The 23,322-nt window shown below is 72.8% G+C and carries 22 protein-coding genes; 12 read left to right on the top strand and 10 right to left on the bottom strand.

Annotated features, from left to right (window positions below; all coding sequences use genetic code 11):
* A partial coding sequence (locus Q0283_RS11080; protein ID WP_298044641.1) for an MGMT family protein occupies positions 1–303 on the bottom strand: 303 nt, incomplete at its 3' end.
* Positions 304–374: 71 nt separating this feature from the next.
* Between Q0283_RS11080 and Q0283_RS11075 the strand changes: the two genes are divergently transcribed.
* The 4 genes from Q0283_RS11075 (at position 375) to Q0283_RS11060 (ending at position 3,973) form a co-directional block, all read left to right on the top strand.
* Positions 375–1,097, top strand: coding sequence for a 3'-5' exonuclease (locus Q0283_RS11075; RefSeq protein WP_298044640.1), 723 nt, complete (start codon positions 375–377; stop codon positions 1,095–1,097).
* 242 nt (positions 1,098–1,339) lie between these two features.
* Entirely contained in the window at positions 1,340–2,389 is a 1,050-nt protein-coding gene (locus Q0283_RS11070) for a methionine ABC transporter ATP-binding protein (RefSeq protein WP_298044639.1), read from the top strand.
* On the top strand, positions 2,386–3,063 hold the full coding sequence (locus Q0283_RS11065) for a methionine ABC transporter permease (RefSeq protein ID WP_183526946.1): 678 nt from the start codon (positions 2,386–2,388) through the stop codon (positions 3,061–3,063). The genes Q0283_RS11070 and Q0283_RS11065 overlap by 4 nt, the downstream gene beginning before the upstream one ends.
* 40 nt (positions 3,064–3,103) lie before the next feature.
* Positions 3,104–3,973: a MetQ/NlpA family ABC transporter substrate-binding protein gene (locus Q0283_RS11060; protein WP_183526949.1), complete on the top strand. Its 870-nt coding sequence runs from the start codon at positions 3,104–3,106 to the stop codon at positions 3,971–3,973.
* 107 nt (positions 3,974–4,080) lie between these two features.
* On the opposite strand, the gene hemL is transcribed toward Q0283_RS11060, so the two are convergent.
* A complete protein-coding gene (gene hemL / locus Q0283_RS11055; RefSeq protein ID WP_221243368.1) occupies positions 4,081–5,484 on the bottom strand; it encodes a glutamate-1-semialdehyde 2,1-aminomutase in 1,404 nt (467 codons plus the stop codon).
* Positions 5,484–6,470, bottom strand: a complete 987-nt coding sequence (gene hemB / locus Q0283_RS11050) for a porphobilinogen synthase (protein WP_298044635.1) — start codon at positions 6,468–6,470, stop codon at positions 5,484–5,486. Before hemB ends, hemL begins: the two co-directional genes overlap by 1 nt.
* Before the next feature lie 133 nt (positions 6,471–6,603).
* Between hemB and Q0283_RS11045 the strand changes: the two genes are divergently transcribed.
* Entirely contained in the window at positions 6,604–7,521 is a 918-nt protein-coding gene (locus tag Q0283_RS11045; RefSeq protein WP_183526955.1) for an NYN domain-containing protein, read from the top strand.
* Positions 7,522–7,606: 85 nt separating this feature from the next.
* On the opposite strand, the gene Q0283_RS11040 is transcribed toward Q0283_RS11045, so the two are convergent.
* From Q0283_RS11040 to hemE, 6 genes are all read right to left on the bottom strand, one after another.
* Complete coding sequence (locus Q0283_RS11040) at positions 7,607–8,434, bottom strand: uroporphyrinogen-III synthase (RefSeq protein WP_298044633.1); 828 nt, start codon at positions 8,432–8,434, stop codon at positions 7,607–7,609.
* Between the two features lie 40 nt (positions 8,435–8,474).
* The gene (gene hemC, locus Q0283_RS11035) at positions 8,475–9,512 is read right to left on the bottom strand and encodes a hydroxymethylbilane synthase (protein WP_183526961.1); all 1,038 of its coding nucleotides are present in this window, start codon (positions 9,510–9,512) and stop codon (positions 8,475–8,477) included.
* Positions 9,509–10,705: a ferrochelatase gene (locus tag Q0283_RS11030; RefSeq protein WP_298044643.1), complete on the bottom strand. Its 1,197-nt coding sequence runs from the start codon at positions 10,703–10,705 to the stop codon at positions 9,509–9,511. The genes hemC and Q0283_RS11030 overlap by 4 nt, the downstream gene beginning before the upstream one ends.
* A 71-nt stretch (positions 10,706–10,776) precedes the next feature.
* Positions 10,777–11,502, bottom strand: a complete 726-nt coding sequence (gene hemQ, locus Q0283_RS11025) for a hydrogen peroxide-dependent heme synthase (protein ID WP_298044632.1) — start codon at positions 11,500–11,502, stop codon at positions 10,777–10,779.
* Positions 11,503–11,621: 119 nt separating this feature from the next.
* A complete protein-coding gene (locus Q0283_RS11020) occupies positions 11,622–13,118 on the bottom strand; it encodes an NAD(P)/FAD-dependent oxidoreductase (RefSeq protein ID WP_298044630.1) in 1,497 nt (498 codons plus the stop codon).
* Entirely contained in the window at positions 13,115–14,245 is a 1,131-nt protein-coding gene (gene hemE / locus Q0283_RS11015; RefSeq protein WP_298044629.1) for a uroporphyrinogen decarboxylase, read from the bottom strand. Before hemE ends, Q0283_RS11020 begins: the two co-directional genes overlap by 4 nt.
* An 85-nt stretch (positions 14,246–14,330) precedes the next feature.
* On the opposite strand from hemE, the gene Q0283_RS11010 reads away from it, so the two are divergent.
* From Q0283_RS11010 to Q0283_RS11000, 3 genes are all read left to right on the top strand, one after another.
* Positions 14,331–15,701 (top strand): glutamyl-tRNA reductase, encoded by a 1,371-nt coding sequence (locus Q0283_RS11010; RefSeq protein ID WP_324590029.1) that lies wholly within the window; start codon positions 14,331–14,333, stop codon positions 15,699–15,701.
* A gap of 96 nt (positions 15,702–15,797) precedes the next feature.
* Positions 15,798–16,418 (top strand): TetR/AcrR family transcriptional regulator, encoded by a 621-nt coding sequence (locus tag Q0283_RS11005; protein ID WP_298044626.1) that lies wholly within the window; start codon positions 15,798–15,800, stop codon positions 16,416–16,418.
* Between the two features lie 140 nt (positions 16,419–16,558).
* On the top strand, positions 16,559–16,792 hold the full coding sequence (locus Q0283_RS11000; protein WP_029139347.1) for a DUF3107 domain-containing protein: 234 nt from the start codon (positions 16,559–16,561) through the stop codon (positions 16,790–16,792).
* A gap of 1 nt (position 16,793) precedes the next feature.
* Here Q0283_RS11000 and Q0283_RS10995 read toward each other — a convergent pair whose 3' ends face one another.
* Positions 16,794–17,474: a 4a-hydroxytetrahydrobiopterin dehydratase gene (locus Q0283_RS10995; RefSeq protein WP_298044625.1), complete on the bottom strand. Its 681-nt coding sequence runs from the start codon at positions 17,472–17,474 to the stop codon at positions 16,794–16,796.
* A 96-nt stretch (positions 17,475–17,570) separates the two neighbouring features.
* Here Q0283_RS10995 and Q0283_RS10990 point away from each other — a divergent pair, with 96 nt between their 5' ends.
* The 4 genes from Q0283_RS10990 to Q0283_RS10975 form a co-directional block, all read left to right on the top strand.
* A complete protein-coding gene (locus tag Q0283_RS10990) occupies positions 17,571–19,121 on the top strand; it encodes an RNB domain-containing ribonuclease (protein ID WP_298044624.1) in 1,551 nt (516 codons plus the stop codon).
* 292 nt (positions 19,122–19,413) lie between these two features.
* The gene (locus Q0283_RS10985; protein ID WP_298044622.1) at positions 19,414–21,180 is read left to right on the top strand and encodes a DEAD/DEAH box helicase; all 1,767 of its coding nucleotides are present in this window, start codon (positions 19,414–19,416) and stop codon (positions 21,178–21,180) included.
* Positions 21,181–21,207: 27 nt separating this feature from the next.
* Positions 21,208–22,077: a site-specific DNA-methyltransferase gene (locus Q0283_RS10980; protein WP_298044620.1), complete on the top strand. Its 870-nt coding sequence runs from the start codon at positions 21,208–21,210 to the stop codon at positions 22,075–22,077.
* A 300-nt stretch (positions 22,078–22,377) separates the two neighbouring features.
* Positions 22,378–23,322, top strand: a 945-nt coding sequence (locus Q0283_RS10975; protein ID WP_298044619.1) for an ABC transporter ATP-binding protein, incomplete at its 3' end; no start/stop codon positions are given.

Here is a 23,322-nt window from a genome sequence, read left to right as displayed (position 1 = left end):
GGGCCCGCCGGTGCCCTTCAGCGGGGTTCCCTCGGTGCGGTACCGCGGGGCGGCCCGGGCGGACAGCGACGCCGGCAGCGTCCCGTCCGCGCGCACGATCCGCCACCAGGGGGTGCCGTCCGGGGCCATCGACATCGCCCGGCCGGCCTGCCGCGGCCCGCCGGCGCCCAGCAGCCGCGCCAGTTCCCCGTAGCTGATCGCCCGGCCGGGCGGGACCAGCCCGGCGGCCAGCACGAGCGCCTCGGACAGTTCGTAGGGTCCCTCGGGCCAGCCGGGACCGGCGGTGTGCTCCACAGGTGACATGGTGCCATCCGCACCGCACGGCGCCCGGTCCCGCGGTGCTGCGCGTCCGCCCCGGACGGTACGGTGAGGGGGTGAGCGACGTCCCAGCCAACGCCCCCGCAGCCCAGCCCACGCCGTGGCACGAGCAGATCCGGGTCGGCTTCGACCTGGAGACCACGGGACGGGACCCGGAGACCGCCCTGGTGGTCACCGCTTCGCTGGTGGTGGTGGACCCGCACGGCAACCTGGCCGCGAACTACGAATGGCTCGTGGACCCGGGGATACCGATCCCCCCGGAGGCCGCGGCGGTGCACGGTGTCACCACCGAGCGCGCGCGGGCCGAGGGCCTGCCGGCGGACGTCGGCATCGTGGAGATCGCCGAGACCCTGCGGGACTTCTTCGACGCCGGGATCCCGGTCATCGCCTTCAACGCCTGCTATGACTTCACCGTCATGGACCGGGAGCTGGCGCGCCGGGGGCTGGAACCGCTGCCGAACCGCTGGATCATCGACCCCTACGTGATCGACAAGCAGGTGGACCGGTACCGCCGCGGCAAGCGCACCCTCACGGACGTCTGCTCCCTCTACGAGGTGCAGTTGCTGGACGCGCACACCTCCGCGGCGGACTCCCTGGCCGCCGTCGGGGTGGCGGACTGCCTGGCCCGGAAGTACCCGCAGCTGCAGGTGCCGCTGGAGACCCTGCACGCCCAGCAGGCGGCGTGGAAGGCGGAGCAGTCCGCGAGCTTCCAGGACTACCTGCGCCGCAAGGACCCGGCCGCCGTGGTGAACGGCGACTGGCCGGTCATCGCCCGCTGAGGCACCCGGGTAGAATCCTCTTCACGGTCCCGCGTCGTCACGAAACGTCATTCTGGGCCCGGTCGTCGTGGTCTGGACGCCCCGGGAACCGGGTATGTCACCGTGAGACGGACAACCGGCCCATCACGCCTGCGCCCGGCGTGCATGCTTGATTGAATGGTGAGTCGCCGTCCACCGACGGCGACCCCGTGTTGCGGGCGCCGACCGTGCCGACAGCAACGATGCCAACCCGAAGGAACTGCATGATCTCGATCCGTGACCTGCGCAAGGTCTACCGGCAGGGTGAGCGTGAGGTGGTGGCCCTGGACGGGATCGACCTCACCGTGCCCACCGGTGCCGTGCACGGCATCATCGGCCATTCCGGTGCCGGCAAGTCCACGCTCGTGCGCTGCCTGACCCTGCTGGACCGCCCCACCTCCGGTTCCGTGTCGATCGACGGGTCCGACCTGTCCACCGCCGCCGACCGTGACCTACTGCAGGCCCGGCGCCGGATCGGCATGGTGTTCCAGCACGCGAACCTGCTGGACTCGCGCACGGTCCTGGGCAACGTGGCCTACCCCCTGGAGGTCACCGGTCAGGACAAGGCCGCCCGCACCGCCCGCGCCCGCGAGCTGTTGGGTCTCGTCGGACTCGAGGACTACGAGTCCTCCTATCCCTCCCAGCTCTCCGGCGGCCAGCGCCAGCGGGTGGGCATCGCCCGCGCCCTGGCCTCCGACCCCCGCGTGCTGCTCTGCGACGAGCCGACCTCGGCACTGGACCCCGCGACCACGGACGGCATCCTGGAGCTGATCCGCGACCTGTCCGACCGGCTCGGGCTGACCGTGGTGGTCATCACTCACGAGATGCACGTGGTCAAGAAGATCTGCACCTCGGTGTCCCTGCTGGACCGGGGCCGGATCGTGGAGGGCGGTGCGCTGACCGAGGTGGCGTCCGACCTGGGTTCACGGCTGTCCGCCGCCCTGCTCCCACTCCCCGAGGCCGCCCTCGACACCGCCGGGTCCCTCGTGGAGGTCCTCGGTCAGGGACCGGCCGCCGACGTCCCGGTCAGCGCGGTCATCAAGGACCGCTTCGGCCACGGCGTGCGTGTCCTCGCCGGTTCGGTCGAGGACCTCGCCGGCGTGCGCTTCGCCCACCACCTTCTGGCCCTGCCGGACGGTGCGGACGACCGGACGGACGGAACGGAAGCCGTCGTGGCCTTCCTCGAGCAGAACGGCTACCGGGCCGCCCAGCGGACCCGGACCCAGGTGGAGACCGCCCAGGGCACCGCCCAGGACCTTGGAGGTGCACAGTGAACTGGTTCCAGGAACTCCTGGCCAACCCCGCCCTGACCGAGGCCCTGCCCGAGGCGCTCGTCGAGACCCTCGTGATGGTCGGCATCGCCGGCGTCTTCACGCTGGTGATCGGCCTGGCCCTCGGCGTCATCCTGCACGTCACGGCGCCCGGTGGCCTGCGGCCGGTGTCCTGGCTGCACGTGCTGCTGTCCGCGGTCATCAACGTCACGCGCTCGATCCCGTACGCGATCCTGATGGTGGCGCTCATCCCCTTCACGGCCTGGCTCGTGGGGACCTCGATCGGCCCGATCGCCGCGTGCGTCTCGCTGACGATCGGCACGGCCCCGTTCTTCGCGCGGCTGGTGGAGACCTCGCTGCGCGAGGTGCCCTCCGGGACGGTGGACGCGGCCCGGGTGATGGGTTCCACCCGCGGCCAGATCGTGCGCAAGGTGTTGCTGCCCGAGGCGATGCCCGGGCTGGTCGCCTCCATCACCACCACGCTCGTCATGCTCGTGGGCTACTCCGCCATGGCCGGCCTGATCGGCGGTGGCGGCCTGGGACGCCTGGCCTACAACTACGGCTACCAGCGCTTCGACACCGCGGTGATGATCGCGACCATCGTCATCATGGTGATCCTCGTCCAGCTCATCCAGTGGGTCGGCGACCGGATCGTCCGCGCCGTGGACCATCGCTGACCTCCCTCCCCCATCCCCGCATCAATCCGAAGGAAACCCGATGACCAAGAACACCTCCCCGCTGCGCCGTCGTTCGCTGCTCGGTGCCGGTGGCCTGCTGCTGGTCGGCGCGCTGGCCGGCTGCGGTGCCGGTGGCGGCGACGCCTCCCCGTCCGCGGACGCCACCCTGGACCCGGCCAACCCGGTGGTCCTGAAGGTCGGCGCCAACCCTGTCCCGCACGCCCAGATCCTGGAGTACGTGGACGAGAACCTCACCGAGGGCACGGGAATCGACCTGGAGATCCAGGAGTTCGATGACTACCAGTTGCCCAACGTCTCCCTGGACGAGGGCTCCTCGGATGCCAACTACTACATGCACGAGCCGTTCTTCGACTCCCAGGTCGAGGAGAAGGGGTACGAGTTCGAGCACGGCGAGGGCATCCACATCGAGCCCTACGCGGCGTTCTCCGAGAAGCACGACTCGGTCGAGTCCATCCCGGACGGCGCCACCGTCGCGATCACCAACGACCCCGGCAATCAGCCGCGGGCCCTGAAGATGCTCGAGTCCGCCGGGCTGCTCTCGGGCATCGAGGACGACTCCGCCGCCCTCACCCTGTCCGAGGAGCAGAACCCGAAGGGGCTGACGTTCGAGGAGAACCAGCCGGAGATCCTGGTCCAGATCGTGAAGGACCCGGCGATCGACCTGGCCATCATCAACGGCAACTACTTCATCCAGGCCGGCATGACCCTGGACGACGCCCTGGTGGTGGAGGACATCTCCGGGGAGAACCCGTACGCGAACTTCCTGGCCTGGCGCGCCGGTGAGAAGACCGCCGCCATCGAGAAGCTGGAGGAGCTCCTGCACTCCCAGGAGGTCAAGTCCTACATCGAGCAGACCTGGCCCGGCGGGGACGTCACCCCGGCCTTCTGACCGCAGGCACGAAGGGCCGGTACCCCGCGGGGTACCGGCCCTTCGTCATCCCCGGGACCGGGCCGGCGTCGGGGATCCCGACGCCGGCCCCACCCGCGGGGGCGGCCTCAGGATCCCGTGGCGGGCTGGGCCTGCGCCGCGGCCCGCGCCGCGTGCGGCAGGGCCGCGGCGATCCGCTCCATGGCGGCGTCGTCGTGCGCGGCCGAGACGAACCAGGCCTCGAATACGCTCGGCGGCAGGTAGACCCCGTGGTCGAGCATCGCGTGGAAGAACGGGGCGTACCGGTGGACGTCCTGGGCCTGGGCGTCGGCGTAGTCGTGCACACCGCGCTCCGACGTGCCGAAGGCGACCGAGAACAGCGTCCCCGCCCGCTGGATCGAGTGGTCCACCCCCGCCTCGTCGAGCGCGCCCACGAGCAGGTCCTCGAGCTGCCGCGAGCGCAGGGCGATCGTCGCGTAGACGTCCTCCGTCGCGTTCTGCAGGGTGGCCAGGCCGGCGGCCATGGCCACCGGGTTCCCCGAGAGCGTCCCGGCCTGGTAGACGGGTCCGAGCGGTGCCAGCAGGTCCATGACCTCGGCGCGGCCGGCGACGGCGGCCGTGGGCATCCCACCCCCGATCACCTTCCCGAAGGTCCACAGGTCCGGGGTCCATCCCTCCGGCTTGCCGGACAGTCCCCAGTAGCCGGTGTCCGAGGCGCGGAACCCAGTGAGGACCTCGTCCCAGACCAGCAGCGCACCGTGGCGTTCGGTGATCTCGCGCAGGAACCGGTTGAATCCCTCGGCGGGGGTGACCACGCCCATGTTGCACGGGGCGGCCTCCGTGATGATCCCGGCGATCTGGTCACCGCGTGCGGCGAAGGCCTCCTCCAGGGCGGCACGGTCGTTGTAGGGCAGGACCAGGGTCTCGGCGGCCTGGGCCCCGGTGACGCCGGCGGATCCGGGCAGGGCCTGGGTGGCAACGCCGGAACCGGCGGCGGCCAGCAGGCCGTCCGAGTGCCCGTGGTAGCAGCCGGCGAACTTCACGATGAGGTTCCGGTTCGTGGCCCCGCGTGCCAGCCGCACGGCGGTCATGGTCGCCTCGGTGCCGGTGGAGACCATGCGGACCCGGTCCACGGGGACGCGCGACGCGATCAGGGCCGCCAGCCGCGCCTCGTCCGGCGTGGAGGCGCCGAAGGACAGCCCGGCGTCCACGGCACGGTGCACGGCGTCCACCACGGCGGGGTGGTTGTGTCCCAGCAGCATGGGCCCCCAGGAGCACACCAGGTCCACGTACTCGTTGCCCTCGACGTCCGTCAGGTAGGCACCCTGGGCCCTCACCATGGCCCGCGGGGTGCCCCCCACGGAGCCGAAGGCCCGGACCGGGGAGTTCACCCCGCCGGGGATGACGGTACGGGCCGCCTCGTAGATCCCCGCGTTGGTGGACGGCGACGGGGCGCCGGCGCGTGCCTGCCCGGTGGTCCCGGTGGTCTCCGTGGTCTCCGTGGTCTCCGTGGTCTCCGTGGTCTCCGACATCAGAGCCTTCCCTCCTTGATCCAGCGGGCCAGTTCGCTGGCCCAGTACGTCAGCACGCTGTCCGCCCCGGCACGCCGGATGGACAGCACGGACTCGATGATCGCCTGGTCGCGGTTGATCCAGCCGTTGGCGGCGGCGGCCTCGATCATCGCGTACTCCCCCGAGATCTGGTAGGCGGACACCGGCACGTCGGAGACCTCGGCCACGTCCCGCAGGATGTCCAGGTAGCTCATGGCCGGCTTGACCATGACGAGGTCGGCACCCTCGTCCAGGTCGAGGGAGACCTCCAGCATGGCCTCGCGCCGGTTGGCGGGATCCATCTGGTAGGTCTTGCGGTCGCCGGTCAGCTGGGAGTCCACCGCCTCACGGAAGGGGCCGTAGAACGCCGAGGAGTACTTCGCGGCGTAGGCGAGGATCGCGGTGTCCTGGTGGCCGGCGTCGTCCAGGGCCTGGCGGATGACGACCACCTGGCCGTCCATCATGCCGGAGGGGCCGACCATGTCGGCCCCGGCCTCGGCCTGGGCCACGCCCATCCGGCCGTAGATCTCCAGGGTCGCGTCATTGTCCACCACGCCGTCCGCGGTGAGCACGCCGCAGTGGCCGTGGTCGGTGAATTCGTCCAGGCACAGGTCCGACATCACCACGAGGGAGTCCCCGACCTCCTGCTTGACCGCCCGGATGCCGGCGTTGAGCACGCCGGCAGGGTCGAGGGAGGCCGAACCGGTGGCGTCCCGGGTCTCGGGGACGCCGAAAAGCATGATGCCCCCCAGGCCCAGCTCCGCGGCCTCGGCGGCGGCGGAGCGCAGGGAGTCCTGGGTGTGCTGGACGACCCCCGGCATGGACTGCAGCGGGATCGGCTCGGTGGCACCCTCCCGGACGAAGACCGGCAGGATGAGGTCGGCCGGGTGGATCCGGACCTCGGCGACCAGCCGGCGCATGGCGGCGGACTGGCGCAGGCGGCGCGGACGGTGGGTGGGGAAGGACATGGATTCCTCTGGGCTCGACGGTGGTGCCAGACCAGTCTAGTGAGCCATGGGGTTTTCCTCTCCCGTGCCGCCCCGATCCGGAGGCCTCGCCACGGACGGGTCCGGCGGACCCGGGGCCAGTAGGGTGAGGGGCATGACCATCTCCTCCAGTGCGACCACCCGCATCGCCGTGCTCATCGACTGCGACAACGTCTCCGCCACCCACGCCGGCGCCGTCCTGGAGGAACTGGCCACCTACGGAACGCCCACCATTAAGCGCGCCTACGGTGACTGGACCACCAACCAGCTGGGCGGCTGGAAGAACGAGCTGAACCGGCTGGCCGTCCAGCCGGTCCAGCAGTTCTCCTACACCACGGGAAAGAACTCCACGGACTCGGCGCTGATCATCGACGCGATGGACCTGCTGTGGATGGGCAACGTGGAGGCGTTCGCGCTGGTGTCCTCCGACTCGGACTTCACCCGGTTGGCCACCCGGTTGCGCGAGTCCGGCAAGCGCGTGATCGGCCTGGGTGAGCGCAAGACCCCGGCGTCGCTGCGCAATGCCGTGGACCAGTTCATCTACCTCGAGCTGCTCGGTGACGGTGAGTCCACCGGTGCCGCCGAACCCTCGACCGGCGGTTCGACCGGCCGGAGCCGGAGCCGCAGGGCCCAGGCGGCGGCCGGCACCGGCTCCGTGGCCGATGTGCCCGCGGTATCGGGTGTCCCCGCGGCGGCGGCGCCGGACGGCGGGATCCGCGGGACCGGAGAGACGACCGGCACCGGTGAGGCCCCCGGGACCGAGGAGACGAACGGCGCCGGCGAGGCCGAGGCGCCGCGGATCAACCTGGAGAGCGCGCTGGTCAAGGCGGTCAACGCCACGAGCAACGACGACGGCTGGGCCGGACTGAGCCGGGTCGGCCAGCACCTGAGCCGCGCCCACGTGGACTTCGACCCGCGCGACTTCGGCCACCAGAAGCTCAGCACCCTGGTGGCCGAACAGCCCTACCTCGAGCACCGCACCGAGGGCGGTCACATGCAGGTCGCCCTGAAACGGCGGGCCGGCCGCAGGTGACGGCCCGGCGCCGCGGGTCACCGGCTGACGGGACCGGTCCGCGGACCCCGGACCGGGCGGAGGTTCCGTGGGCGGGGGTCCTGGGTCAGGGTGAGCGCGGGGCCGGCTGACGGCCGAGCACCGCCAGCAGCCCGGCGGCGTCCGGGGTGGCGGCGGTGCCGATCAGCTCGATCCCGGCCCTCTCGGCGGCCCGCCGGGTGGGCTGGCCGATGGCCACGAACCGGACACCGGCGGGTCCTGGTCCGTCCGGGTGGCGGGACAGTTCCCGGACGGCGCTCGGGCTGGTCAGCACGACGACGGCGCCGGACAGGTCCGGCAGGCCCACCACCGCTCCCCCCGGACCGTCCGCCGCGGGGGCGCGTCCCGTCCCGGCCAGCAGGCGGCGCTCCGGCGCCGCCGGGTACGGCACCGTACGGTAGGCCTCCACCCGCTGCACGTCCCAGCCGCGGGACCGGAGCGCCGTGGCCACCTCGTCCGTGGCCAGGGCCGACTGGGGCAGGAACACCCGCGCCGTCTCCCGGGAGCCCCCGGCCCCGCGGGCGGAGGCCGCCCCCGGTGCGGCCGGGAACCCGGCGATGATCCCCGCGGCGGACGCGTCGCCGTCGGGCATCCAGGGGGTCGCGGGGCATCCGGCCCCGGCCAGCACGCGGGCCGTCCCCGGTCCGGTCACGGCCACCCGCGTGCCCGCCGGCACGGATCCGTCCCAACCGGCCCGGACCAGCGAGCGCACGGTGTTGGGACTGGTCGCGACCAGCCAGGCGTAGCCCCCGGCACGCAGCCGGTCCACGGCCGCGTGCAGGTCCGTGAGGTCGGCCGGCAGTTCGAAGTCGGTCAGCGGCAGGAACCGGACCGTCCACCCGGCCTCGCGCAGCCCGGCCTCCACGTCCCCGGCCTGGGCGGGCTGGCGCGTCATGACGACCCGTCCGGTCACGAGCACCGTCCCGGCATCCGTGTCAGCGGTCGGCCGGGAGCAGGTCCGCGCCGTCGGCCAGCAGCGCCTCGGCCACCTCGATGCCCAGGGCCCGGGCCGCCGCGAGGGTTTCCTCGTCCGGTGCCCCGTCCTCGAACCGGATCCGCACGGCGGGCAGCTCCACGGAGGCGTGCTTGCGCAGCACCCGGCTGCCGTCGGTGGCGGCCACCACGGCGTCCAGCACCAACCGGGCCGGGTCCTTCTCCACGCGGGCCAGGGCGCCGATGGGTGCGGCACAGCCAGCCTCGAGGCGTTCGAGCAACCCGCGCTCGGCGGTGACCTGCAACCGCGTGACGGGGTCGTCGTACCCGGCCAGCGCCTGGGCCAGGGCGTCACCGGCATCGGCGGTCTCCGGCCGGCACTCCACCGCCAGGGCACCCTGGCCGGGCGCCGGCAGCATCACGGTCGGCGCGAGCCGCTCGGTGATCGCCCACTGCATCCCGATCCGGTCCAGGCCGGCGCAGGCCAGGATCACCGCGTCCAGGTCGCCCCGGGGGGAACCGGCCGCGGCGGGTGCATGGTCGTCGTGCTGTTCCAGTCCCGGCACCCGGGCCAGTCGCGTCTGGACGTTGCCGCGGATGTCCACGACCCTCAGGTCGGGGCGGACGGCCAGCAGCTGGGCCACCCGGCGCGGGGAGCCGGTGCCCACCGTGGCCCCCTCGGGCAGCTCGGCCAGTGTCAGCCCGTCCCGGGCGCACAGGGCGTCACGGACGTCCACGCGCGGCGGAACGGCGGCGATCCGCAGCCCGGCGGGCTGGGCGGAGGGCAGGTCCTTGAGCGAGTGCACGGCCAGCTGCACGTCGCCGTCGAGCACGGCGGCGCGCAGCGCGGAGGCGAAGACACCGGTGCCACCGAGAGAGGCCAGGGACCCGGTGGTCACGTCCCCCTCGGTGCGGATGATCCGCAGCTCGTACTCCAGCCCGGACCCGACGGCCAGCGCCTCGGCCACCGTGGTGGTCTGGGTCCGGGCCAGGTTCGACCCGCGGGTGCCGACGGTGAAGCCGGTGTCTGCACCACTCACGCGGACGGCACCCCCACCTCGGAGTCGACGGCGGCCACGGTGGGCCGCACGGTCCCGTCCCGCATGACCTTGACGCAGCAGTTGGGCCGGCAGACGTCGTACCACGGGCCGAAGCAGCCGACGGCGGCGCGGCCCTCGCGGGTGCCCAGCCGCTCCTCGACGATGTCTACCAGGCCGGACACGAACGAGGGGTGGGTGCCCGGCGTCGGGGTCCGGCGGAAGGCCAGCCCGAGCTCCTCACAGGTCTCCCGGGCCTCGGTGTCCAGGTCCCAGACGACCTCCATGTGGTCCGAGACGAAGCCCAGCGGGATGACCACGACGCCGGCCAGCGGCTCCGTGCCGTCCTCGCCGGACCGCGCAGCCAGCTCCTCGATGGCGTCGTTGATGTCCGGTTCCAGCCACGGGACGTGCGGGGCGCCGGAGCGGGACTGGTAGACCAGCGACCAGTCGATGCCCTCGGCCTCCGGCACGAGCCTGAGGACCTCCTCGGCCACGTCCAGGTGCTGGGCGGAGTAGACGTCCGCGCCGTTGCCCTCTCCGGGCTTCAGCCCGGTCCTCTCCTGCAGCTCCGCGGCCAGCGGACGCGGGCCGGCGGCCTCGGCGTCGGCAGTGGGGATGGAGTGGGTGGCGAAGAACAGGTGCAACCGGCCCCCGGCCCGGCCCGCCTCGGCGAGATCGGCACGGATCTCGGCCAGCCCGGTGCGCAGTCCCTCGGCGAAGGGCTCCACGAAGCCGGGGTGGTTGAAGTACTGGCGGACCTTGTCGGCCTCGAGCTTGCCCTCCAGGCCGGTGGAGCGCAGGGCCATCCCCAGGTCCTCGCGGTACTGGCGGCAGGAGGAGTAGCAGGAGTAGGCCGAGGTGGCCACGGTCAGCAGCCGGCGGTGGCCGTCGGCGTAGATGCGCTCCAGCGTCTCGGGGACGTAGGGGTCCCAGTTGCGGTTGCCCCAGTAGACCGGCAGGTCGATGCCGCGGGCGGCCAGCTCCGCCTCGATCGCGGCCTTCAGCTCGCGGTTCTGCGCGTTGATGGGGCTGACCCCGCCGTTGGCCCGGTAGTGGGTGGCCACCTCCTCGAGCCGCTCGTCCGGGATGCCCCGGCCCCGGGTGACGTTGCGCAGGAAGGGGATCACGTCGTCCTGGCTCTCGGGCCCGCCGAAGGAGGCCAGCAGCACGGCGTCGTAGGCCTTGGGCGCCATGACCCCGTTCTCGTCGTACCCGGTGCGCGGGTCGAAGGACTGCCCGGCGGTTCCGGTGGTGTTCTCGCTCATCAGGCCAGCACCTCTGCGATCTCGGCTGAGGAGATCAGGCGTCCGGTGTAGAACGGGACCTCCTCGCGCACGTAGTGACGGGTCTCGTTGTTGCGCAGGTGGCGCATCATGTCCACCAGGTGGTTCAGCCTCGGCGCCTCGAGCCCGAGCAGCCACTCCCAGTCGTTCAGGGCGAAGGCGCTCGTGGTGTTGGCCCAGACCATGGGGAAGTCCCGGCCCAGCAGCCCGTGGTCCTTCAGCATCCGGCCGCGCTCGGCCGGCTCCAGGGTGTACCAGTCGTAGGAGCGGACGAAGGGGTAGAAGCACAGCCACTTCAGCGGCTCGCGGCCCATGGCGAACGCGGGCACGTGGTCCTTGTTGAACTCGGCCATCCGGTCCGAGCCCATCGCGGACAGCACGATCTGCGTCCCGGCCAGCAGCTCGGTCCGGCGCAGGGTCCTGATGGCCGCCTGCAGGTCCTCGGGGACGTGACCGTACATCCACACCATGACGTCCGCGTCGGCGCGCATGCCGGAGACGTCGTAGGTGCCCCGGACCGTCACGCCGCGCTCGGCGAGCCCGGCGACCGCGGCGTCGAACTGCTTCACCGCCCGCTGGCGCTCGGCCTCGGTGTGTGCCCCGCCCTGGCCGGACCCGTTCCGGGCGAAGACGGTGTAGGTGGTGAACCACTCGACGTGCTCGGCGCTCCCGGCCTCGGGGTCCGCTGCTGCCTGGTTCTCGGTCATCGTCACAACTCCTGTGTTGTCACCGTGTGGCGTCGGGCACGTGCGGTGCACCGCGCTGCCGTGGTCGTTGCCGCGCACCGGCTTCTACAGCCGGTAGAACGGCGTGTCCAGCCTACCCCTCAGGTCTGGCCCGCACCGATCCGGCGCCGGACGTCCCCCACGACGGCGGCCAGTCCGGTCCCTGCCAGCCAGGCGCCGACGGCGTCCAGGCCGTCCTGCCCGTCCAGCCAGTCCCGGACGCTGCGCACCGCCGCCCGGTGGGCGGTGGTCGCCGCGGGCAGGGCGGATCGCCAGCGCACGACGAAGGAGTGCACCACCGCGCCGGCCAGGTCCACGCCGGTCAGCGTGGTCGCGTCGGTCACGGCCCGGGCCAGCAGCTCCCGGTCGCCGGTGCCGTATCCCGGGGTGGAGGCGTCCGGGGCGTCCGTGACGCGACCGTAGGACAGGCGCAGCACGTGCCGGTGCGGTGCCGTCCGGACCCAGTCCCACTTGGCGGTCACGTGGGTCATCGCCTTGGCACCCACGACGTCGGCCGGCACCTGCGGGGAGACCAGCAGGCCGGTCCCCCGCGGGGCGGCGTCGAGCCCGGCGGCGTCGGCCACCAGGGTCACCAGGGCGACCCCGGCCCCCTCGGCCGGGCGGTCCGCCTCGGTCAGGGCACCGCCGGCCACGGGGGCGAGCAGGTCCCAGGCGGCCGGCCCGTCGGTGGCGAGGACGACGCGGCCGGCGGACAGGGTCTCGTGCGTGCCGTCCTGCGTGCGCGCCGAGACGGTCCACCCGTCCGCGGCACGGTCCAGCCCGGTCGCGCGGACCCCGGTCCGGACCGAGACCCCGGCGTCCCGCAGGGCCTGGGCCAGGGCCGCGGTCAGGGTGTTCATCCCCCCGCGCAGGGAGGCCACGAGGGCACCGGGCGGGGCGGCGGCGCGCCGGGCGGCCACCGCCCGGGCCAGCGACCCCTCGGCCACGAGCGCCTCCAGCAGGCCCGGGGCGACGGTCCGCAGGTCGAGGGTGTCCGGGTCTGCCGAGTGCACTCCGGCGACGACCGGCGCCACGAGGACCTGCAGCACGCCCTCGCCCATCCGGTCCCGCACCACCGCCCCGACGGTGACCGGGCCGCCGTCGCGCAGGGCCCGCTCCCAGCGCCCCACCGGCAGGGCGAGGTCCCGGCGCGCCCGTTCCAGCGCGTCGGCCCCCAGGGCCTCGGCGACCTCGGGGGCGTCGAGGTCCCCGGGGATGCCCAGGATCCCGACGCGCGGCGAGCGGACGGCCCGCCCGCCGCCTCCGGCCGGGCCCGGCAGGTACATCCACGAGCCCACGGGGTTCGGGCTCACGACGGCGTCGGAGAGCCCGAGCTCCTCGATCAGTCCGCGCACGGCGGGGGTGCGGACCGCGAACGACTCGGCGCCGGCGTCGAGGACCAGTTCCGTGCCGTCCGGCAACGGGGCGCGGACGGGCGCGACGCAGCCCCCGAGGGTGGCCGTGGCCTCCAGCAGGGTCACCTCGTGCCCGGAACGGGCCAGCTCCCAGGCGGACAGCAACCCGGAGATCCCGCCGCCGACGACGACGGCCCGTCTAGGACCGCGGTGGCCGTCGTGCGCCTCGGTGCCGGACCTCACGGCTGCAGCGAGTGGATGAGCCCGACGACCCGGGTCAGGACCTCGGGGTCCGTGGTCGGCGGCACGCCGTGGCCGAGGTTCACGACGTGCCCGGGGGCGACCCGGCCGGTCTCGACGACCTCGCGGACGTGTGCCTCGAGCACCTCCCAGGGAGCGGAGAGCAGTGCGGGGTCGATGTTGCCCTGCAGGGGCACCGCGCCGCGGCCGTCCGCTCCCGGGCTGGCCTGCAGGCGGCGATGGGCCTCGTCCAGGGGGAGCCGGTAGTCGACGCCCACCACGGAGGCGCCGGCGTCGCGCATGGCGGGCAGGATCTCCCCCGTGCCGGTGCCGAAGTGCACGAGGGGCACCCCGGTCTCACCGGACAGGTCCTGGACGTGGGACAGGGCCCGGGCGGAATGGGGCTGGACGTACTCCAGGTAGTCGGACAGGGAGAGCGACCCGGCCCAGGAGTCGAAGAGCTGGCCGGCCGAGGCCCCGGCCTCGATCTGGGCGCGCAGGAACCGGCCCGAGGCGTCCGCGGCCCATGCGGCCAGCGCGTTCCAGGTCTCCGGGTCGGCGTGCATCATGGTCCGCGGGCCCAGGTGGTCGCGCGAGGGGCGGCCCTCGACCATGTAGGCGGCCACGGTGAACGGCGCCCCGGCGAAGCCGATCAGGGGGGTGGAGCCGAGTTCGGCCACGGTCAGCCGCACGGCCTCGCGGATGGGTTCCAGGGCCTCGTCCGTCAGCTCGGGCAGGGCCGCGACGTCCTCGGCGGTGCGCACGGCGGCGCCCAGGACGGGACCGGTGCCGGGCACGATGTCGACGTCGACGCCGGCCAGCTTCAGCGGGATGACGATGTCGGAGAAGAAGATGGCGGCGTCCACGTCATGCCGGCGCACGGGCTGCAGCGTGATCTCCGAGGCCATCGCGGGCCTCAGGCAGGACTCCAGCATGTCGGTGCCCTCACGCAGGGCACGGTACTCCGGCAGGGAACGCCCTGCCTGGCGCATGAACCACACCGGCTTCCGGGACGGGGTACCGCCGCGGTAGGCGGTGATCAGCGGTGACGACGCCGTCGAGCGGGCGGGGTCCGTGGTGATCAGCGGGTGGTCGGCGGGCAGGGCGGTGGAGGAAGGCATGGCGCCCATTCTTCCATCGAACCCGCCCGTGTTTCCGCTGACCGGCAGGTCCGGTGGCCCCCCATGCTCTACAGGCGGTAGAATCGCTCGCATTGTGACTTTGTTTTCCCTGGTTGCCTCGCACACCGACCTTGACCTCGACACGGTGGCGCAGCTGAGCAACGGCACCGACGAGGTCGCCTCAGCCATCCCCACCTCGACCGCCCAGGGGGCGGTCGTGCTGGCCACCTGCAACCGGGTGGAGATCTATGCCGAGGCCCCGGACGAGGGATCCGTGGACCAGGCCCGCCAGGAGCTCGTCGAGGCCATCGCCCGGGGATCGGGCCTGTCCACGGACGCCGTCGCCTCCTCGTTCCGGACCCTCGCCGGTGACGCGGCGGTCCGGCACCTGTTCGAGGTCGGCGCCGGGCTGAAGTCGGCCGTCGTGGGAGAGCGCGAGATCGCCGGCCAGGTCCGGCGCGCGCTCGGCACCGCCCGGGAATCCGGCACCGCCACCGGGACCCTGACCAAGCTCTTCGAGTCCGCCACCCGCACCGCCAAGGACGTGGGCACGCACACCGCCCTGGGCACGGCGGGCCGCTCGATCGTCTCCGTGGCCCTGGACCTGGCCACCAGCATGCGGGCCGGCACCTCGGTGGTCGGCGCCCAGCGTTTCTGGCAGGACGCCAACATCCTGCTGATCGGCACCGGGGCCTACGCGGGGACCACGCTGGCCCAGCTGGCCGATCGCGGCGCCGCCAACGTGGGCGTGCACTCGTCCTCGGGCCGCGCGGAGGCCTTCGTCGCCGACCGTGGTGGCTGGGCCCTGGCCCTGGGGGGCGAGAAGATCCACGGGGCCATCGCGGAGGCCGACGTGATCATCGGCTGCTCCGGTGGTGACCGGCGGCTCGAGGCCGAGACCCTGCGGCGCCTGCGCGAGGGTGTCACCGCCCGGTTGACCGTCCTGGACCTGGCCCTGACCCATGACTTCGACCCCGCCATCGCCGACCTGCCCGGCGTGGACCTCATCACCCTGGAATCGGTGAAGATGGCCGCGCCGGAGGGACAACAGGCCGCCCTGACCGCCGCCGCGCAGCTCGTGGACGGCGCAGTGGACGGTTTCCTGCAGGAGCGCAAGTCCCGCAGCGCCAATGAGGCCATCGTGGCCCTGCGCCGGCACACGCAGCGGGTGCTGGACTCCGAGATGCAACGGGTGCGCAGCCGGCACGGGTGCACCGCGGCCGCCGAGGAGGTCGAGTTCGCCCTGCGTCGCATGGTCCGGCAGATGCTCCACGAGCCGACCGTCCGCGCCAAGGAACTCGCCGCCGAGGGTCGCCTCGACGAGTACGAGAACGCACTGAACGTCCTCTTCGGCCTGGACGTCTCGCCCTCCGCTGCGAACGGCGCCCCGGGGTCCTGCCCGGTCGGCGACCCGCGCGAGGACGCCCTGCCGGACGCCCTCGCCGCCTCGCCCCGGATCGCCTGACCGGCCCCGACGACCGGCGTTCCCCCACCGTCCTACCGGCCGGTAGACTCCTCGACACCGTCCTGACCGGGCGTACCCGTGCAGAAAGGCCTCACCGTGACCTCCAGCCCCATGCGCCAGTCCCGGCTGCCCCGCGAGGAGCGGCGGCGCCAGCTCCTGGAGGCCGCGCAGCAGGTCTTCGTGGAGCACGGCTACCACGACACCTCCATGGACGACATCGCCGTGGCGGCCGCCGTCTCCAAGCCGGTGCTCTACCAGCACTTCCCCGGCAAGCACGAGCTCTTCCTGGACCTGATGGACACCCAGCTGACGCTCCTGCAGGGCGCCCTCTCCGACGCGCTGGGGTCGACCACGGACAACAAGGAGCGGGTCCTGGCCACCATCAGGGCCTGCTTCCAGTTCGTGGACCGGCCGGACCGTGCCTACCGCCTGATCTTCGACTCCGGGCTGAACAACGACCCCGAGGTCGCCGGCCGGGTCGAGGAGATGGACCACCGCTTCGCCACGGACATCGCCGAGATCATCGCCGCGGACACCCGGCTATCGCGGGAGGAGGCGCTGCTGCTGGGCCACGGCCTGGCCGGTCTCGCGCAGTCCGCGTCCCGCCACTGGGCCGGGCAGGCCGGCCAGGAGGGACGCCCGGACCTGGAGAGCGCCGCGGACCTCGCCTTCCGGCTGGCCTGGCGTGGCATCAGCCGGTTCCCCAAGGAGGGCTGACCGGCCGGCGGCACGTTACGCCGCCAGCCGAAGAAACGGCGCATCCGCCCGTCGAGCGCCGGTTTTCGCCTAGTCTGGCGACGTAAGAGCAGCCCGGCCGTCCCCCCTGGACGGCCCGTGACCTACTGAAGGAGACCGCCATGGAGATCCGCATCGGCGTGCAGAACGTGGCCCGCGAAGTCGTCATCGAATCGGACGCCAGCAACGAGGACGTCGCCCGCCTGGTCTCCGACGCCATCTCCGACGGCGGCATGCTGCGGCTGAAGGACACCAAGGGCCGCCTGGTCATGATCCCCGCCGGCATCATCGGCTACGTGGAGATCGGCACCGAGGCCGCCCGCCCCGTGGGCTTCGTCGCAGCCCCGAGCGCCTGACCTAGCCGTCGGCGTCGTCGCCGGTGTCGTCCTCGCCGCTGCACAGGCACACCCGGTTGCCGTCCGCGTCGGTGTAGATCCACCAGCGCGGGGCGAAGGTGGCGTCCTCGCGCTGGTCTCGTGAGCGTTCGGTGAGTGCGGCGCGCACCGGGTCCCAGCCGTCCCGCGGGCCGTTGACGTCCACGTGCATCGGGCGGGGGTCCGGGGTGTCGGTCCGCTGGAACCAGAGCCCCGGCCCGCGCCCCCAGGGATCCCGCAGGTCTCCGGTCCGCTCGTTCCTCCGGTACCCCAGGGCCGTGGTCCAGAAGTCCTCCAGCGCTGACGGGTCTCGGGTGTCCAGGGCGAGGTCGTAGGTACGGTTCTCGGCCGGCACCGGCGTGGCCCCGGCGTCGGCGGCCAGTTCGGAGATCCTCCGGGCCAGCCGCACGTCCCGCTTGGTCACGGCACCGCCGGCGTCATGGCTGGACGAGTCGATGAACAGGTGGTCGTACCGCCAGTCCAGGTCCGGGTGGTGGTCGAGCTCCTGGCACACGGCGGCGATGCGGCCCATCAGGTCCACCGCGGCGGCGCTGTCCGCGCATCGGTAGGCGGTGTAGATCCCGGTGTTCCGGCGCCGCCAGTCCGGCAGCCCGGACAGGGCGTCGTCGAGTTCGGCGGTGGTGAGGATTCCCTTGCCAGTCATGCACCCCACCGTGCCGTCCACCCCCGCGATCGGTCAACGACCTGCAGGCCACGAGGGCCCGCCGGAATGCCCCGACCCGCCGGTAGGGTGTGATCCGTGGCCTACTACCATCTGGACCTCGCCCGCTCCGCCGCGCAGACCGAACTGGCGCGCAGCCTGGCCGCCCTGCGCGAGGAGTTCGACCTGCCCACCGCGTTCTCGCCCGAGGTGCTGGACGAGGCCGAGCGGGCCGCCGCCGCCGTCGTGCGGTCGCTGCCGGGGAACGACCGGACGGACCTGCCGCTGGTGACCATCGATCCGCCCGGGTCCACCGATCTCGACCAGGCCCTGTACATCGAGCGCGGGGCCGAGGGACATCCGGACGGGTTCACCGTGCACTACGCCATCGCGGACGTCCCGGCGTTCATCGCCCCGGGTGGTGCCCTGGACGCCGAGACCCTGCGGCGCGGCCAGACGATCTACCTCCCGGACGGACGCGTGCCCCTCCACCCGGAGGTGATCAGCGAGGACGCCGGTTCGCTGCTGCCGCGAGTGGACCGCGGGGCGTACCTGTGGACCTTCGCCCTGGACGCCGACGGCGCCGTGGTGGACACCGCCCTGGAACGGGCCACCGTGCGCAGCCGCGAGCAGCTCACCTATGAGCGGGCCCAGGCCAGGATCGATGCCGGCCCGGGCAGCGCCGACGACGAGACCGCCACGTCCCTGGCCCTGCTGAAGCAGGTCGGGATCCTGCGTACCCGTCAGGAGGCGGTGCGGGGCGGGGCCAGCCTGAGACTTCCCGAGCAGGAGATCACGGTCACCGATCACGGTTACGAGGTGCTGACCGCTCCCCCGCTGGAGGTCGAGGACTGGAACGCTCAGGTGTCCCTGCTCACCGGGATGGCCGCCGCGCGGATCATGCTGGAGGGCGGGATCGGCCTCCTGCGCACCATGCCGCCGGCGGACGCGGATTCCATCGACCGGTTCCGGGCACGCACCCGCGCCCTGGGCCACCCGTGGTCCGATCGGCAGTCCTACGGCGAGTACCTGCGCGGGCTGGACATCAGGGACCCGCAGCAACTGGCCATCATGCACGCCGCCACCTCCCTGTTCCGCGGCGCCGGATACACCGCCTTCGACGGTGACGCTCCCGAGATCGCCGTGCAGTCCGCCATCGCGGCGCCCTACGCCCACGCCACGGCCCCGCTGCGCCGCCTCGTGGACCGCTTCGTCCTGGTGACCTGCCTGGCCCTGCGGCACGGCGAGCGGGTCCCGGAGGCGATCCGCGCCATCCTGCCGGCCCTGCCCGAGGCCATGAGGGAGTCCAACCTGCTGGCCTCCCGGACCTCCAACGCCGCCCTGGAACTGGTGGAGGCGGCCTCGCTGCATGGCCTTGAGGGGCAGGAGTTCACCGCCGTGGTGGTCTCCGGACCGGGCCCCGAGCAGGAGGAGAGGGCCCGTGCGCAGGGACGGCTGCCGTGGGGCGAGGTCCAGGTGGAGCACCCGCCCGTGCTGGCCCGCTACGAGGGCTTCGCCGAGGCCGGCAGCCGCATCCGGGTGGTCCTGGTGCGCGCGGACATGGCCACCCGGACGGTGTTGTTCCGGGTGGCCGGCCAGGCCCCGGCCGGGGACGGCGCACACCAGGACGCGCCCGGACCGGTAGACTGATCCCCACCAAGGATGACCGGTCGCACTGTTCATCTGTGTTCACCCTCGTGATCTGACTTACCGGATCCGGCACGCGGCCCCGCCCCGTCAGCGGTGTGGCCCAGCCCGGGTCCCGGGACTCCCCCTCGCGGAGGACGTCCCGGCAACTCCCAGCGATCGGCTCCACCACAAGGACGCACGGCGTCCGGCCGATCCGCGCCGCCCCCACGTGTGGGCGAGCCGCCGGAGTGCACTCGCAGACAGTGCCATCGCACCGGGCCGACGTGCCTGAACGACGGGACCGAACTCCCCCATGACCCCTGAACACAAGATCGCCGCCGACAACGACATCGACACCGAGGACCTGGCCACGGCCTCCCTGGAGACCATCGACGTCGAGGACTCCATCGACATCACCGAGCCCAACGCGCCGCAGCCCGAGAAGTCCTTCGCCGACTTCAACGTGCGCGCCGACATGGTCGAGGCCCTCGCCGAGAAGGGCATCACCCATCCCTTCCCCATCCAGGCCATGACCCTGCCGGTCGCCCTGGGCGGGCACGACATCATCGGCCAGGCCAAGACCGGTACCGGCAAGACCCTCGGTTTCGGCCTGCCGCTGCTGCAGCGTGTCATCGGCCCGGACGAGGAGGGCTTCGACAGGCTGGCTGCCCCCGGTGCCCCGCAGGCCCTCGTGGTCGCCCCCACCCGCGAGCTCGCCAACCAGGTGGCCGCGGACATCACCGCCGCCGCCTCGAAGCGGTCCGTGCGCATCGCCACCATCTACGGCGGCCGGGCCTACGAGCCGCAGATCGAGGAGCTGCAGCGCGGCGTGGAGGTCGTCGTCGGCACCCCCGGCCGCCTGATCGACCTGATGCGCCAGCGGCACCTGAACCTGAAGCTGGTGAAGATCGTCGTCCTCGACGAGGCCGACGAGATGCTGGACCTGGGCTTCCTGCCGGACGTCGAGACCCTGCTGTCCGCGGTGCCCGAGGTCCGCCAGACCATGCTGTTCTCCGCGACCATGCCCGGCCCCGTGGTCGCCATGGCCCGCCGGTACATGACCCAGCCGACCCATATCCGCGCCGCGGACCCCGAGGACGAGGGCATCACCAAGAAGGACATCCGCCAGCTGGTCTACCGCGCCCACCACATGGACAAGGACGAGCTGGTGGCCCGGTCCCTCCAGGCGGAGGGCCGCGGCAAGACCATCATCTTCACCCGCACCAAGCGCACGGCGGCCAGGCTCTCCGACGAACTGGAGAAGCGTGGCTTCGCCGCCGGGTCCATCCACGGCGACCTCGGCCAGGGCGCCCGCGAGCAGGCCCTGCGCGCCTTCCGCGGGGACAAGATCGACGTGCTCGTCGCCACGGACGTCGCCGCCCGCGGCATCGACGTGGACGACGTCACCCACGTGATCAACTTCCAGTGCCCCGAGGACGAGAAGACCTACCTGCACCGGGTCGGCCGCACCGGCCGCGCCGGCAACAAGGGCACCGCCGTGACCCTGGTGGACTGGGAGGACATGCCCCGGTGGACCCTGATCAACAAGGCCCTGGGGCTCGACGTCCCGGAACCGCCGGAGACCTACTCCTCCTCGAAGCACCTCTTCGCGGACCTCGGCATCCCGAAGGGCACCAAGGGCCGGCTGCCCCGGTCGCAGCGCACCAAGGCAGGACTGGACGCGGAGCAGCTCGAGGACCTCGGCGGCCCGGGCGCACCCCGTGGCGGCCGTGAGGGCGGCCGTGGACGCGGCGGACGGGACGGGGCCGACGGCGGCCGGGGGCGTGGACGCTCCGGTGGCCGCGACGCCGAGCGGGGCGGACGCGGCGAGCGCGCCGGACGGGGTGAGCGCGCCGGACGGGGTGAGCGCACCGAGCGTGCGCCGCGCGAGGACGAGCAGGGCACGGAGGCCGAGGGCCGGCGTCGTGACGGCGCGGCGGCAGGGGCCGGTGCCGAGGGCGGTGAGCAGCGCGCGGCCCGCAGCCGCGGCCGCAGCCGGACCCGCACGCGCCGGCGCAACGGCAACGTGGTCGCCGGGGGCGAGGCCGGCCAGTCCGGTGCGCAGCCCGAGGACCGCTGAGGCACCGGTCGCGGATGACGCCCTGACGTGACGCATTTCGACCCCGAGGGCCCCGACCTCGTGGTGGCGGCGGAGAACCTGGAGTTCCTGCCGTCGCTGCCGGGCGGGGCCTTCACCGTGGTGTACCTCGACCCGCCGTTCAACACCGGACGGACCCAGCGACGGCAGCAGCTGACCACCGTGCGCGCCCCCGAGGAGGAGGCGGACCGGATCGGCTTCGGTGGCCGCGGGTACCGGACCATCAAGGGGGCGCTGGCCTCCTATGACGACGCCTTCGCCGACTACTGGGAGTTCCTCGAGCCGCGGTTGCGCGAGGCCTGGCGGCTGCTGGCCGAGGACGGGACGCTGTACCTGCACCTGGACTACCGCGAGGTGCACTACGCCAAGGTCATGCTGGACGCGATCTTCGGCCGGGAGTGCTTCCTGAACGAGATCATCTGGGCCTACGACTACGGCGGCCGCTCCAAGCGCCGCTGGCCGTCCAAGCACGACACGATCCTGGTCTACGTCAAGGACCCCGACGGGTACTGGTTCGACTCCGCCGAGGTGGACCGGGAACCGTACATGGCACCGGGCCTGGTCACCGCGGAGAAGGCCGCGCGGGGCAAGCTGCCCACCGACGTGTGGTGGCACACCATCGTCTCCCCCACCGGCAGGGAGAAGACCGGTTATCCGACGCAGAAGCCCCTGGGCCTGCTGCGCCGGATGGTCGCCGCCTCGTCCCGGCGCGATGACTGGGTGCTGGACTTCTTCGCCGGCTCCGGGACGCTGGGGGCCGCGGCGGCGGAACTCGGGCGCCGATTCGTGCTGGTGGACCAGAACCCCGAGGCGATCGAGGTGATGCGCCGACGGCTGGCGCCGGTCAGCGCCCACCTGGAGTTCCGCACCGGGCCGTGAGACGGCCGGGGCCCTCCGCCCCCGGCCGGAGGGCCCGCCTCGTGTCCGGCCCGTGTCCGGCGCGGGGACCGCACTCGTCCGCCGTGATGCGCGACGATCTGATGGTCCTCCACTCGTCTTCCACTTGCTTTGCGCCGTCCCGCGACCCTCGCGGCGGGCGGCCATGGCGCCGTCCTGTGCAGCGCTGGTAGCTTCAGCGGCACCTCCCTCAAGGCCGGACGTGTCCACGGCGAGGGCCTGCCGAGCAAGGGTGCCTCAATCGGAGTTGGTTCGACCATGGTGATGTGGAATGAAGAGGATGTGGTCACACCGCCGTCTGGACCTCCCGTCTTCAGCGCCCGGAACCTGAAGGTCACCACGAAGTCCGGCGTACAGCTGCTGGACGATGTCTCGATCACCGTCCCCTCCGGCACCCTCGTGGGCGTCATCGGCCCGTCCGGTGCGGGAAAGTCGACGCTGCTGGGCGCCCTCACCGGGCTGCAGCCGGCGACGCGCGGACAGGTCACCTGGAACGGGCGGGACCTCTACACCGAGTACGCCCAGCTCCGGTTCCTGGTGGGACTGGTGCCGCAGGAGGATATCCTCCACCGCCAGCTCACCGTCCGCAGGGCGCTCCAGTTCGCCGCCCGGCTGCGCCTGCCTCCCGGCATGCGCTCGGCAGAGCGGGACCAACGGGTCGATGAGGTCCTCGCCGAGGTCGACCTGACGGGTCAGGCAGACCAGAGGATCGATTCCCTCTCGGGGGGCCAGCGCAAACGCACCTCGATCGCCCTGGAGCTGCTCACGGCACCGCGACTGCTGTTCCTGGACGAGCCCACGTCCGGACTGGATCCCGGCCTGGACAGGCAGGTCATGGAGAGCCTGCGGTCGCTGGCCGACTGCGACCGAGTGGTGCTGGTGGTCACCCACAGCGTCCTGGCCCTGGACGAGTGTGATCGCGTGCTCGTCCTGGCCCGGGGCGGGCGCGTCGCGTTCTTCGGACCGCCGGCAGAGGTGCTGCCCTTCTTCGGCGTGGACGACTACCCGTCGGCGTTCGCGGCCCTGGAGGACGAGACCTGGGTGGACCGCAACGCACGGGCATCCGCCCGTGACGCCTACGCGGGCAGGACCACGTCCGTCCAGGTGCCGGTCCCGGCGGCGGTTGTCCCGCCGCCCCAGCGGGCGGCGCCGGCTCGCCAGCTGTGGACACTCATCCGGCGGAACATCTCGGTGTATATGATCAGGGCCGCCCTTAAAGGCATCAGG

The sequence above is a fragment of the uncultured Citricoccus sp. genome (assembly GCF_937871995.1).
In the GTDB taxonomy this organism is placed as follows: domain Bacteria; phylum Actinomycetota; class Actinomycetes; order Actinomycetales; family Micrococcaceae; genus Citricoccus.
This window is presented reverse-complemented; position numbering and strand designations above follow the sequence as displayed.

What these genes read in the sequence shown, in the direction of transcription:
- Q0283_RS11070 (WP_298044639.1), top strand. Translation starts at nt 1,340, where the DNA reads ATGATCTCGATCCGTGACCTGCGCAAGGTCTACCGGCAGGGTGAGCGT.
- Q0283_RS11060 (WP_183526949.1), top strand. Translation starts at nt 3,104, where the DNA reads ATGACCAAGAACACCTCCCCGCTGCGCCGTCGTTCGCTGCTCGGTGCC.
- hemL (WP_221243368.1), bottom strand. Translation starts at nt 5,484, where the DNA reads ATGTCGGAGACCACGGAGACCACGGAGACCACGGAGACCACGGAGACC.
- hemB (WP_298044635.1), bottom strand. Translation starts at nt 6,470, where the DNA reads ATGTCCTTCCCCACCCACCGTCCGCGCCGCCTGCGCCAGTCCGCCGCC.
- Q0283_RS11045 (WP_183526955.1), top strand. Translation starts at nt 6,604, where the DNA reads ATGACCATCTCCTCCAGTGCGACCACCCGCATCGCCGTGCTCATCGAC.
- Q0283_RS11040 (WP_298044633.1), bottom strand. Translation starts at nt 8,434, where the DNA reads ATGACGCGCCAGCCCGCCCAGGCCGGGGACGTGGAGGCCGGGCTGCGC.
- Q0283_RS11030 (WP_298044643.1), bottom strand. Translation starts at nt 10,705, where the DNA reads ATGGCGCCCAAGGCCTACGACGCCGTGCTGCTGGCCTCCTTCGGCGGG.
- hemQ (WP_298044632.1), bottom strand. Translation starts at nt 11,502, where the DNA reads ATGACCGAGAACCAGGCAGCAGCGGACCCCGAGGCCGGGAGCGCCGAG.
- hemE (WP_298044629.1), bottom strand. Translation starts at nt 14,245, where the DNA reads ATGGGCGCCATGCCTTCCTCCACCGCCCTGCCCGCCGACCACCCGCTG.
- Q0283_RS11000 (WP_029139347.1), top strand. Translation starts at nt 16,559, where the DNA reads ATGGAGATCCGCATCGGCGTGCAGAACGTGGCCCGCGAAGTCGTCATC.
- Q0283_RS10995 (WP_298044625.1), bottom strand. Translation starts at nt 17,474, where the DNA reads ATGACTGGCAAGGGAATCCTCACCACCGCCGAACTCGACGACGCCCTG.
- Q0283_RS10985 (WP_298044622.1), top strand. Translation starts at nt 19,414, where the DNA reads ATGACCCCTGAACACAAGATCGCCGCCGACAACGACATCGACACCGAG.